Source organism: Streptomyces sp. B1I3 (assembly GCF_030816615.1).
GTDB lineage: Bacteria > Actinomycetota > Actinomycetes > Streptomycetales > Streptomycetaceae > Streptomyces.
This window is the reverse complement of sequence record NZ_JAUSYD010000001.1, coordinates 987,028-999,640: the sequence shown is the minus strand read 5'-3', so window position 1 is coordinate 999,640 and position 12,613 is coordinate 987,028. Positions and strand designations below refer to the sequence as shown.

The following is a 12,613-nucleotide window of genomic DNA, read 5'->3' as shown; positions in this document are numbered from 1 at the left end:
CAGGGGGCCGACTCGCTGGATGTCGCACACGAGCGCGACATCCAGCGGGGCCGACGCGGGTGCCCGGGCCGGGGGCCGGGGCGGATGCCGCGAGGTCGCCCACCACCGCGGGGTGATCGACGAGGGCGGCATATCAGGACGGCCTCGGGTACCCTGCTACACAGTTGCCTGGCGGCAACTTATCGCCGGCGTGGGGGACGTCGGAGGGGGAGGGGCCACGTACGGGGCCTCGGGGTGGCATGCCGCTTTTCCGGCGGGTGCCGGGCGAGCCTACTGAGGAATTGACCATGGCGGATACGACAGCTGAGAACACGCGCCCGGTGCAGCGCGCCCGTACCCGGGGGGCAGGGAAGGTGGGCGAGCCGGAACTGCGCCAGCTTCTCGCAGGGCTCACGGCGGTGCGCGACGGAGACTTCGGTACGCGTCTGCCGAGCGGCTCCGAGGGACTGCTCGGGGAGATCGCCACCGTGTTCAACGGCATGGTCGATCAGCTCTCCCTGTTCACGTCCGAGGTGACGCGAGTGGCCCGGGAGGTCGGGACGGAGGGCACGCTCGGCGGCCAGGCCAAGGTGCCCGGTGTCTCGGGCACGTGGGCCGACCTGACGGACTCCGTCAACGCCATGGCGGGCAACCTCACCACGCAGGTCCGCGACATCGCTCACGTGGCCACCGCGGTGGCCAGGGGCGACCTCTCGCAGAAGATCGACGTCGATGCCCGTGGCGAGATCCTCGAACTCAAGAAGACCATCAACACGATGGTCGACCAGCTCTCCGCGTTCGCGGACGAGGTGACCCGTGTGGCCCGCGAGGTGGGCACGGAAGGCAATCTCGGTGGCCAGGCGGATGTGAAGGGTGTCTCCGGTACCTGGCGGGACCTGACCGACTCCGTCAATTCCATGGCCGGAAACCTCACGTCGCAGGTGCGCAACATCGCCCAGGTGACGACGGCCGTGGCCCAGGGCGATCTGTCGCAGAAGATCACGGTCACCGCCCGCGGCGAGATCCTGGAACTGAAAGACACCATCAACACGATGGTCGACCAGCTCTCGTCCTTCGCCGACGAGGTGACCCGCATGGCACGGGACGTCGGCACCGAGGGGATCCTCGGTGGTCAGGCGGATGTGAAGGGTGTCTCCGGTACCTGGCGGGACCTGACCGACTCGGTCAACTTCATGGCCGGCAACCTCACGGCGCAGGTGCGGTCCATCGCCCAGGTGGCCACCGCCGTGGCCCAGGGCGACCTGTCGCAGAAGATCGGCGTCACGGCCCGCGGCGAGATCCTGGAGCTGAAGGAGACCATCAACACGATGGTCGACCAGCTCTCCGCCTTCGCGGACGAAGCGACGCGTGTGGCACGCGAGGTGGGCACGGAGGGCAAACTGGGCGGGCAGGCGACCGTCCGGGGCGCCTCCGGCACCTGGAAGGACCTCACCGACAACGTCAACGTGATGGCGTCCAACCTGACGGGACAGGTGCGCTCGATCGCCCAGGTGGCCACCGCCGTCGCCCGGGGCGACCTGTCCCGGAAGATCACCGTGGACGCCGAGGGCGAGATCGCGGCGCTCGCCGAGGTCATCAACACCATGGTGGACACCCTGTCCGCGTTCGCCGACGAGGTGACCCGGGTGGCACGCGAGGTCGGGACCGAGGGACGGCTGGGTGGCCAGGCCCGGGTCCCCAACGTGGCGGGCACGTGGAAGGACCTCACGGACAACGTCAACTCGATGGCGAACAACCTGACCGGCCAGGTCCGTAACATCGCCCTCGTCACCACCGCGGTCGCCAACGGCGACCTCTCGAAGAAGATCGACGTCGACGCCCGCGGCGAGATCCTGGAACTGAAGACGACCATCAACACGATGGTCGACCAGCTGTCCTCCTTCGCAGCCGAGGTGACGCGAGTCGCCCGCGAGGTGGGCAGCGAGGGCCGTCTGGGTGGCCAAGCCGAGGTCGAGGGCGTCTCGGGCACGTGGAAGCGCCTCACCGAGAACGTGAACGAACTCGCGGGCAACCTCACCCGCCAGGTACGGGCCATCGCCGAGGTGGCCAGCGCCGTGGCCGAGGGTGACCTGACCCGGTCCATCACGGTCGACGCGTCCGGTGAGGTCGCGGAGCTGAAGGACAACATCAACTCCATGGTCGGCTCCCTGCGCGAGACGACCCGGGCCAACCAGGAACAGGACTGGCTGAAGTCGAATCTGGCCCGCATCTCCGGACTGATGCAGGGGCACCGCGACCTGGCCGTCGTCGGTGAGCTGGTCATGGACGAGCTGACCCCGCTCGTCGCCGCCCAGTACGGCGCCTTCTACCTCGCCGAGGAGACTCCCGAGGGCACCGAACTGCGCATCGTGGGCTCGTACGGCCGGCCCGTCGGCAGTGCGGGGAGCGACCGCTTCCGGATGGGGGAGTCCCTCGTCGGCCAGGCCGCCCGCAGCCGCCGTACGATCGCCGCGGACGGCGTCCCCGGCGACTACATCAGCATCTCCTCGGGACTCGGGCCGATGCCCGCCGGCAGCCTGATCGTGCTGCCCATCGTCGTCGACGACCAGGTGCTCGGCGTGATCGAACTGGCTTCCTTCACCCCGTTCACGCCCGTGCACCGCGACTTCCTCGAGCAGCTGATGGAGATGGTGGGCGTCAACGTCAACACCATCGTCGCCAATGCGCGTACGGATGAACTCCTCGGCGAGTCGCAGCGGCTCACCGGCGAGCTCCAGTCGCGCTCCGAGGAACTGCAGGTCCAGCAGGAGGAGCTGCAGCGGTCCAACGCGGAACTCGAGGAGAAGGCGGCGCTGCTGGCCGCCCAGAACAGCGACATCGAGGCGAAGAACCTCGAGATCGAGCAGGCGCGCCAGGAGCTGGAGGAGAGGGCCCAGCAGCTGTCGCTCGCCTCCACCTACAAGTCCGAGTTCCTGGCCAACATGAGCCACGAGCTGCGTACCCCGCTCAACAGCCTCCTCATCCTGGCCCAGTTGCTGGCCCAGAACCCGACCCGCAACCTCACGGTCAAGCAGGTCGAGTACGCAGGGATCATCCACTCGGCGGGCAGCGACCTGCTCCAGCTGATCAACGACATCCTCGACCTCTCGAAGGTCGAGGCCGGGAAGATGGACCTCAACCCGGAGCGTTTCACGCTGCGGCAGCTTCTGGACTACGTCGAGGCCACGTTCCGGCCCATGACCACGCAGAAGAGCCTGGCGTTCACCATCACGACCGCCCCCGGCGTGCCGGTCGACCTGCTCACCGACGACTCACGGCTCCGGCAGGTCCTGCGGAATCTGATCTCCAACGCGGTGAAGTTCACCGAACGCGGCAGCGTGGAACTGCGCATCGAGCCCGCGACCGACAGGGATCTCCCCAGCTCGGTGCACCGCGGAGGCGCGGTCGTCGCCTTCCAGGTGAAGGACACGGGCATCGGCATCGCCGAGCAGCAGCTCGAAACGATCTTCGGCGCGTTCCAGCAGGCCGACGGCACGACCAGCCGCAAGTACGGAGGCACCGGGCTGGGGCTGTCCATCAGCCGGGAAATCGCGCACCTGCTCGGCGGCGCCCTCACCGCCCGGAGCACACTCGGTCAGGGCAGTACCTTCACCCTGTACCTGCCGGTCGCCCGTGCCGACTTCCAGGACCAGGCCAGTCCGCCGGCCGAACTCACCTCCGGGGCGGTACCGGTCTCCGCCGACGAGGCGCACGACAGCCGCCGGCAGGCCGGCCCCGCGGAGCCCGAACCGCGCAAGCCGCGCCGGCTCCTGGTGATAGAGGAGCGCCCGCGCGGCCTGCTGTCCCTCGTCGCCGAGAGTGCGGTGGCCGAACTGACGGGCAGCCACGGCAGCGAGGACATCGAGGTGATCGCCGCAGTCGGTCCCCAGGACGCCGCGAGCGCCCTGGCCGCGGCGCCGTTCCACTGCGTCGTTCTCGAACTCGACATGGCAGACGACGGCGCCAGGGGGTTCCTGGACGCGGTGGACGGCGACCCCGCGCTCAAGACCGTTCCCGTGCTCGCGCACAACAACCGGCGCATGGACGCCGCTCAGGAGCGGGAACTCCAGGCCAGGGGCCGGGTCCGTCCGCTGGAGCTCCTCTCCAGCCTGGACGAGCTCCGCGAACGCATCGCCCTCCATCTGTCGGCCGAGAGGCCCGGCGCCGTCGTCCCCCTCGTGCGCGGCGAGGAGACGAGCCCGCCGGTCCCCGAGACCATCGACGACAGCCTTCGCGGCCGCACCGTGCTGGTGGTCGACGACGACGCGCGCAACCTCTACGCACTCAGCGGAATCCTCGAGATGCACGGCGTCAACGTGCTGCACGCGGAGAACGGCCTCAAGGGAATCGAGGCTCTCCGCATGCACCCCGGCATCGACCTCATCCTGATGGACGTGATGATGCCGGAGATGGACGGCTACACCGCGACGACGAAGATCCGGGAACTGCCCGAGCACGTTTCCCTGCCGATCATCAGTGTCACCGCGAAGGCCATGCCGGGGGACCGGGAGAAGAGCCTGGCGGCCGGGGCCAGCGACTACGTCACCAAGCCGCTGGACGCCAACGACCTCATCGCCTGCGTACGCCGGTGGCTGACCCCCCAGTCCGACGAAGCGCCGGTGGTTTCATGACCAGGGACGAAGCGGCCGGTGAGGGACCCGGCGTGGTGGGCCCCGGCGAGCGGGACGGCGTCGTCGCGCCGCCCGAGCCCGGGACCCCGGTGTCCACCGTGGGGCGCCTCGTGGCCACGGTGAAGCGCCTGCGGGCCGAGGTGAGCGCGGCGCACGCCGAGGCGGACGGGCGAGCCTTGATCGAGCTCGCCAAGGGCATCATGATCGAGCGGCTGGGATGCGGTCCGGCCCAGGCCGCACGGCAGCTCGGCGAGCTGGCCGACCAGGCCGGGCTGTCCCCGCTCGAACTCGCCGCCGACATCATCAACGAGGCCGCGCGCGACCACGTGGCGCAGGTCGCGGAGGACTTCGTCCGGCAGGTCAGCGGCAGCCCCGAGAGCGAGGAAGCGCACAACAGCGGCAGCTCCGTCGCCGTGCGCCTGCGCACCGCCGAGTGCGCCGCACTCGCCGCGAGCGATACCCAGGCCGTCGCCGAGTCCCTGCTGCAGCACGCGCTCGAGCCCCTGGGCGCCACGGCGGTGGCCATCTGGTCAGCGGGACCCGACGCCTCGCTCACCCTGTGCGGCCACGCCGGTTTCACTGCCGGCGAGGCCGAGCGCTGGCGCTACGTGCCGCCCGGTGTGGCGACCGTGGCACGCCAGGTACTCACCGACCTGCGGACGGTGCGGATCACCTCCCTGGCCGAGGCGGGGCTCCCGTCCATCGGCCACCGGCAGAACCCGCAGAGCGGCCGTGTCGCCCTCGCCGCCGGAACCGGAGGCCGCATGCACGGGGTGCTGGAGATCTGCTGGCCCCAGCACCTGCCCGAGCACACGCAGGCCGTCGTCCGCCAGATCGAGGCGCTGGCCGAGCTGTGCGCCCACACCCTCGAAGACCTGCCGGCCGACGGGCCGCATCCGGACAACCGGGAACCGGCCGGCATCGCCGAGCTCGTGGACCTGAGCGAAGGCCTGTACGACCCGGCTCTCGTCCTGACACCGCACCTGGATGACGAAGGCGACCTCGTCGACTTCCGGATCCGCCACGTCAACAGCCACTTCCTGGACCCGGCAGGGCGCTCTCGCGGCGCGATCGACGGCGCCCTCCTGGTGGAGGCCTACCCCATGGCCGCAAGCGACAGCGAACTCTTCGAGAAGATCGCCCGCGTCTACGCCACCGGGGAGCCCTTCCGGGCCCGGCGCATGACACTGACCGCTCTCATCGACGACGTACCGCTGTCCTCCGTCGCCGACCTCAGCATCACCCGCCACAGCGGTAGCGTGCTGTTGATCTGGCGCATCGAGGACGAGACCGCCCGGCTCGCCAGCCTCCTCCAGCACGCGCAGCGTCTGGGCAGGATCGGCGGGTTCGAGGAGAACATCGTCACCGGCAGGATCACCTGGAACGGGCCGCTCTTCTCCCTGTACGGGCGTTCCGTCACCGACACCCCGGTCTCCCTCCAGGATCTGGCAGACCACGCGCACCCCGACGACGCCGTGGCCATCGGCCGGTTCCTGCGCGCGGTGCTCTACCACCGCAAGCCCGCCTCCACCGCCTTCCGTCTGGTGCGGCCCGACGGGGTGACTCGCCATATCCGGGTGATCGCCGAACCGGTGCTCGACGCGGACGAGCGTCTGCTCGCGGTCCGAGGGGCCTACCAGGACATCTCCTCGCAGCACTGGACCGAGGTGGCGTTGGCAGCGACCCGTGACCAACTCGCCTATTCGGAACAGGAATCGGCGGAACGCAATCGACTGGCGCTGCAGCTCCAGCACGCCATCATGCCGCCGACCCAGGCGCCGCTCGACGCGCCCGGCCTCGAAGTCGCCGTCCGCTATCGGCCGGCTGAGTCGGAGTCCGAGGTCGGGGGCGACTGGTACGACGCCGTCGTCCTGCCGTCCAAGAAGATACTTCTGTGCGTCGGTGACATCGCCGGCCACGGCATAAAGGCCGCGACGGGGATGGTCGTCCTGCGGAACGCCATGCGCGGTCTGGCCATCACGGGGGCGGGCCCGGGGCAGCTCCTGACCTGGCTGAACATCGTGGCCCACCACCTCACCGAGCAGGTGACCGCCACCGCGGTCTGCGGTCTGTTCGACCCCGAGACCCGGATCCTGCGCTGGGCCAGGGCGGGCCATCTGCCCCCCGTGCTCGTGCGGGGCGAGGAGGCGATCAAGCTGCCGCTGCTGCAGGGACTGCTGCTCGGTGCGCTCGCGGAGGCCGAATACCAGGAGGAGGAGATCCGGCTGGAGGTCTCCGACACTCTTCTGATGTACACCGACGGGCTCATCGAACGCAGGGACACGAGCGTCGAGGACTCCTTGTCCCAGCTCCTCGCCACCGCGAAGGCGCCGGCACCGTCACTGGAACGGAGACTCGACCGGCTGCTCACCCACAGCGAGTCGGACACGGACGACGACACGTGCATCATCGGCGTCAGGGTGGGATGAGAAGCGCGCCCGAGCGGCCGGCCACCCACGGCTCGCCCGGTCGACGGAACAGGTAGCGGTCCGAAGTCGTCTCTGACGATCCGACCGTCTGCCTGTGTTGCGAGGTTCCGCTTACCGCAGACCGCGACGCTGTCCTCGAGAGGGAGTGGCGTGCCTAGTCGGTGTTCCTCCCTTTGTGCACGCCCCCTTGAAGATGGACCTGTACCTCTGGGCGTCTTCGCTGTCCGTTCCAAGGGACCGCAGCCCCACGAAACGACGGCGAGTCGGCCGCGCATCGGACGGATTTGATACACCCGTGCGGGAGGCCCGACGGTGCCGAAAAGGCCTCGCCGCCGGGCTCGAGGAGGCGACCGGCCTCTCCGTCGACGGAGAGGCGGGCACTGCCTATACCTCCGCCCTCGACGGCCACATCCGTGCCGTTCCACTGCCCGACGGACCTGCCGCCGGGCAGGAGTCCCGCGACGTCGCGCTTCTGCCGTACCCACTGACCGGTCTGTGCCTCCTGGAGCAATAGGCAGTTCCGGATCATTCGGTCGTCGGCCGGGGGTGTGCCGTTGGCCGATGCTCAGTGGGCGCGGACCGAGCCGTTACCACCGGTCCGCCCGCCGAAGAGGGAAGCGGACGGTGCGGTCTTCGTCCCGCAGCAAGGTGTGGAGCGGCCGGTGAGCGACCGGTCCCGCTCTCCTGGGTTTGGTACCTTTCACTGGACACGAAATTCGATCGGATGTTCGTTTTTTGGGATCTCCGACACGTCCGTTGTCGGCATTAGACGCTCACGTTCTCCGACGTGCGGCGTGCCACTCAATCGGACCGGGTGAAGCTCATGGCAGGAACCGATCACGAGAAGGCGCTGGACACCGCGCTCGCACAGATCGAGCGGAAGTTCGGCAAGGGCGCGGTGATGCGCCTCGGTGAGCGGCCGAACGAGCCGATCGAGGTGATCCCCACCGGATCGACCGCGCTCGACGTCGCGCTCGGCGTCGGCGGTCTGCCGCGCGGCCGCGTGGTGGAGGTGTACGGGCCGGAGTCCTCCGGCAAGACGACGCTGACGCTGCACGCCGTGGCGAACGCGCAGAAGCTCGGTGGCTCGGTGGCGTTCATCGACGCGGAGCACGCTCTGGACCCGGAGTACGCGAAGAAGCTCGGCGTCGACACCGACAACCTCATCCTGTCCCAGCCGGACAACGGTGAACAGGCACTGGAGATCGTCGACATCCTGATCCGCTCCGGCGCGATCGACTTGATCGTGATCGACTCCGTCGCGGCCCTGGTCCCACGCGCCGAGATCGAGGGCGAGATGGGCGACTCCCACATGGGTCTGCAGGCCCGCCTGATGAGCCAGGCGCTCCGCAAGATCACTGGTGCGCTCGGCCAGACCAGGACGACGGCGATCTTCATCAACCAGCTCCGCGAGAAGATCGGCGTGATGTTCGGTTCGCCGGAGACCACGACGGGTGGCCGGGCGCTGAAGTTCTACGCCTCGGTCCGGCTGGACATCCGGCGGATCGAGACGCTCAAGGACGGCACCGACGCCGTCGGTAACCGCACCCGCGTCAAGGTCGTCAAGAACAAGGTCGCGCCGCCGTTCAAGCAGGCCGAGTTCGACATCCTCTACGGCCAGGGCATCAGCCGTGAGGGCGGCCTGATCGACATGGGTGTGGAGCACGGCTTCGTCCGCAAGGCCGGTGCCTGGTACACCTACGAGGGTGACCAGCTCGGTCAGGGCAAGGAGAACGCCCGCAACTTCCTCAAGGACAATCCCGACCTCGCCGACGAGATCGAGAAGAAGATCCTCGAGAAGCTCGGAATCGGGGCATCGGCGAAGGACGCTGTCGCCGAGGACACCGGCACCGTTCCGGTCTGATGCCGCCCGGACCTGGGCGAGGAGCGCCGCCTGACAGACATGGGCAGCGTTCCGGCTGTCCGGTTACGACGGCCGGGGTTCGATCGCGCCCTCCGGCGGCCCCAGGGGGGTGCGGTAGCGCTGGGATGGAGGTGCTCTGGGCGAGCACGAGACCATAGGCCAACGTCCAGCGGCGATGGCGAGACGCCCCCAGCGGCGAAGTGAGTCCTCCCGGCGATCGCGACGGGAGGGACCCGAGCTGTTCCCGAATGCCTCATTCCGCAGACACGCTGTTTCGTCTGGCGATCTTGTCCTTCAGGGGCGACGCGAGGTCCGGGAAGCGAGCGACGTACGAGCCATGGCTGTCGGAGGGCCGGGTCGTCCGTTCGACGGCGCACCCGGTGTGGTTACACCGTCGACCGGGTGGCGTCGCTTCGGAGCATTGCGTGCGGGTACTGTCCGGCACGGTGCTGGAAGGCCAGGACGGCGGGGTTCAGGACCGTGCCGCCGCGGATCTCGATCGCTCGGCGAATCGTGAGGTCACCGTCCCAGCCGGCCGGTCCTTCGAGGACCGGGCGCAGGAACGGGATCAGCGCCTCACTGTTCTCCCAGGTGGCCGCGTCCCACAGGTAGGAAGGGCTGTGGTCCACGGCGTAGTAGTGGACGTGGTCGCCGACGGTGAACATCGGCTCGTTGAAGGTGGTGGGCCGAGCCCAGGTGAAACCCATGTCCTCGTCGCAGGAGACGTCGATGACGAGGGTGCCGGGCGCGAGCTTCGGCAGGTCCTCCTCTATGAGGAACATCAGCGGCGCCGCGGTGTCCTGGAGCACGCAGTTGACGATGATGTCGTGCCCGGCCAGGAACTCGGCCAGCGGCTCCGGGCCGTCCTCGGTGAGCGCGATGCTGCGTCGGGGGTCGAGGGTGTCGTCGGCCACGTCGTGGTCGAAGTGCACGATCCGTGCCGAGTGGATCGGTGAGCTGACGGCGGCGGTGCCGCGGGCAGTCAGCACGTCCACGTCGTGAATCCCCAGCGCGCTGAGCGCGGTCACCGCGCCGCGGGCGGCGGCGCCGAAGCCGATCACCACCGCTCGTCGCCGGCGCCCGTAGTCACCGGTCGTCCCGGTCAGCGACATGGCATGCAGCACCGACGAGTAGCCGGCCAGCTCGTTGTTCTTGTGGAAAACGTGGAGGCTGAATCCACCTGCCCGGGTCCAGTGGTTCATCGCCTCGAAGGCGATCACCGTGAGCCTGCGGTCGATGGCGGCCTGCGTGACCTTCTCGTCCTGCACACAGTGCGGCCATCCCCACAGCACCTGCCCCTCCCGCAGCTCCGCCAGATCCTCGTGCAACGGTTTGGCCAGGAGGATGACGTCGCACTCCGCGATCAGCTCCTCGCGTGAGCGGAAACCGGCGACATGCGGTGCAAGCTGAGCGTCCGAAGCACCGAAGTGCTCTCCGTAACCGGTCTGCAGGTAGATGCTGGACTGAAGGCCGACGTCGATGCGCTCGAAGTGCGCTGGGTGGATCGGCAGTCGGTGTTCGTTCTCTTTGCGGGTCTGCGACATGATGCCGAGCTTGAGCTGCTGCAAAATACCCCTCAGGTCACTACCTGTCTAACACATGTCGGAGCGCGGGGACTTGGTCGGCGGTGTTTCTCCGGGCCGGGCGCCCTGATGGGCACCCGCCCGATCGCCTGCAACAGGCAAGCCGAACTGCGGGTGGTCGTAGGTGGCCAAGGCCTCGGTCCAGCGCTCGCGGGAACCAGTCATGCAGCGGATCGAGATGGTGCGGTCTCCGGTCCGGTCGCTCTTCTCCATGACATGCCGGATGCCCCTCTGTCGCAGGTAGCGGCGGATCCGACCGCTTCTCCACGCCCTGTCCGCGCTCACGCTGTCCGGCGTGGACCGCGGGCGCCCCGGCCACCGTCGCGCGGGGACCGCGCACGTCGTCGCCGACCCGTTCGGCTGAGCCGGCCGGGCTCGGGGCCGTCATGGATGGTCATCGCTCCGGCGAGGTCGAGGTCGAGGTCGGCGACCGTGCCGTGTGCTCCGGCGTGGACGAGCAGCACTGCGCCGAGCGCGCTGCTCCAGAACGTTCTGGTTCGGCCGACCGGCGATCCGGCGCGATGTTGCCGCGCTTCTTCGGCCACTCTGTTTCATGGAACTGTGGGTGCCCCCTCCCGTGCGGTGGGATACGAGGGGCCTGGGCCGGCTGCCCCATGGCGGTGCGTGGCCCGGCTTCCGGTCGAGCACCTTCGCTCCTGACTACCGTCCGGACCGTCCGCGTGACGGTGATCACGGACGCCCTTCGGGGGGTGCTGCGTAGGCTTGGGTCGTCGCCACGGCCGGGCCCGCGAGAGGAGGTGAAGCCCTCCCCCGGGCGCCTGACGAGACGTCGGAAAAGTCAGCAAGTGGTCAGCATGAGTCCTGAAAAGCCTGGGGAGAGCTGCCCGGGCGTGCGACTCGTTGTATGGTGTCGAAACAGCCCTTGACCTGCAAAAACGCAGGCAGGGAGCCTATCCGAGGAGTACCCCGATGATGCGTACGATGTTCAAGTCCAAGATCCACCGCGCCACCGTCACCCAGGCTGACCTGCATTACGTCGGTTCCGTGACGGTCGACGCCGATCTGATGGACGCGGCCGACCTGCTGCCCGGTGAGCTCGTCCACATCGTGGATATCGACAACGGCGCCAGGCTCGAGACGTACGTCATCGAGGGGGAGCGGGGTTCCGGCGTCATCGGGATCAACGGGGCCGCGGCCCACCTGGTCCACCCCGGCGACCTGGTCATCCTCATCAGCTACGCCCAGGTCGACGACGCCGAGGCCCGCACGCTCAGGCCGAGCGTCGTGCACGTCGACGCGGACAACCGCATCGTCGCCCTGGGCGCCGATGCGTCGGCGCCCGTTCCGGGAACGCGTACGGAGCGCAGCCCGCACGCGGTACCCGCGCAGGGCTGACCCGTACCCCTTCCCGATCCGCGTCCACCGCAGGGAGCACCCCATGGCAGCAGAGAACACGTCGCTCGCAATCCGCGACGACCGGGAACACGGCAAGCTGGTGGCGTACGAGGACGGTACGGTCGCCGGAACCATCGCGTACTTCGTGATGTACCCGGAACCGGGCGCCCTGGTGGCCGTACACACCGTCGTGAAGCCGGCGTACGAGGGGAAGGGCATCGCGGGCGCCCTGGCCCGCGAGTTCTACGCCATGGCGGCTCGCGAGGGGGTGCCGGTCGTCCCGCTCTGCCCGTACGTCGCGAAGTGGGCCGGCCGTCACCCCGAGCTGGCACCCGAGGCACCCGAGGAGCTCACGCAGGGGGCGCGGAGGCAGCTCGAGTCGCATCCCGAGCTGCTCTGAGCCGGCGGAGGACGTGAGCCGCCCGGGTCCGGCCGGATGCCGCGCGGCCCGGAAGCCGCTCGGGACAGGGGCCTCGTCCGGCGGAGACGTGTGTGTGGACTCGGCAGGCGGGGGCAGCCGCATCGGGAGACGGTGGAGATGTGATCCATCTCGATCCGCTCGTACACCTGCTCGCTGTAGGAGGCCCGAGATGACCCATCCGATTCCTGATCCCGTACCGCCCGCGCCGGCCCCGCCCGTTCCCGGGCCACCGTCGCCGGTGCCCGCGCCGCCCGCGCCGGAGCCGGCGCCGGTGCCGTCCCCGCCGCCCGGCCCGCCGCAGCCCGTGCCACCCGGACCGGCGCCGGATCCCATTCCTCAGCCGCCGAGTC

At 69.2% G+C, this 12,613-nt stretch carries 7 protein-coding genes; 6 read left to right on the top strand and 1 reads right to left on the bottom strand.

Features of this window, described 5'->3' with window-relative positions:
• Nucleotides 1-287 precede the first annotated feature (287 nt).
• From QFZ58_RS04910 to recA, 4 genes are all read left to right on the top strand, one after another.
• Entirely contained in the window at nt 288-4,610 is a 4,323-nt protein-coding gene (locus tag QFZ58_RS04910; protein WP_307123658.1) for a HAMP domain-containing protein, read from the top strand.
• Nucleotides 4,607-7,039, top strand: a complete 2,433-nt coding sequence (locus QFZ58_RS04905) for a SpoIIE family protein phosphatase (protein ID WP_307123657.1) — start codon at nt 4,607-4,609, stop codon at nt 7,037-7,039. The genes QFZ58_RS04910 and QFZ58_RS04905 overlap by 4 nt, the downstream gene beginning before the upstream one ends.
• A 295-nt stretch (nt 7,040-7,334) precedes the next feature.
• The gene (locus QFZ58_RS04900; RefSeq protein WP_307123656.1) at nt 7,335-7,553 is read left to right on the top strand and encodes a hypothetical protein; all 219 of its coding nucleotides are present in this window, start codon (nt 7,335-7,337) and stop codon (nt 7,551-7,553) included.
• Nucleotides 7,554-7,862: 309 nt separating this feature from the next.
• Entirely contained in the window at nt 7,863-8,903 is a 1,041-nt protein-coding gene (gene recA / locus QFZ58_RS04895) for a recombinase RecA (RefSeq protein ID WP_307123655.1), read from the top strand.
• A 386-nt stretch (nt 8,904-9,289) separates the two neighbouring features.
• On the opposite strand, the gene QFZ58_RS04890 is transcribed toward recA, so the two are convergent.
• On the bottom strand, nt 9,290-10,471 hold the full coding sequence (locus QFZ58_RS04890) for a N(5)-(carboxyethyl)ornithine synthase (RefSeq protein WP_307123654.1): 1,182 nt from the start codon (nt 10,469-10,471) through the stop codon (nt 9,290-9,292).
• 945 nt (nt 10,472-11,416) lie between these two features.
• Here QFZ58_RS04890 and panD point away from each other — a divergent pair.
• Together panD and QFZ58_RS04880 are read left to right on the top strand one after the other, a co-directional pair.
• Entirely contained in the window at nt 11,417-11,842 is a 426-nt protein-coding gene (panD, locus tag QFZ58_RS04885; protein ID WP_307123653.1) for an aspartate 1-decarboxylase, read from the top strand.
• Between the two features lie 43 nt (nt 11,843-11,885).
• Entirely contained in the window at nt 11,886-12,242 is a 357-nt protein-coding gene (locus QFZ58_RS04880) for a GNAT family N-acetyltransferase (protein WP_307123652.1), read from the top strand.
• Nucleotides 12,243-12,613: the final 371 nt, after the last annotated feature.

Bases quoted from the DNA above. Each gene is read 5' to 3' on its own strand.
- QFZ58_RS04910 (WP_307123658.1), top strand. From the start codon at position 288: ATGGCGGATACGACAGCTGAGAACACGCGCCCGGTGCAGCGCGCCCGT.
- QFZ58_RS04905 (WP_307123657.1), top strand. From the start codon at position 4,607: ATGACCAGGGACGAAGCGGCCGGTGAGGGACCCGGCGTGGTGGGCCCC.
- recA (WP_307123655.1), top strand. From the start codon at position 7,863: ATGGCAGGAACCGATCACGAGAAGGCGCTGGACACCGCGCTCGCACAG.
- panD (WP_307123653.1), top strand. From the start codon at position 11,417: ATGATGCGTACGATGTTCAAGTCCAAGATCCACCGCGCCACCGTCACC.
- QFZ58_RS04880 (WP_307123652.1), top strand. From the start codon at position 11,886: ATGGCAGCAGAGAACACGTCGCTCGCAATCCGCGACGACCGGGAACAC.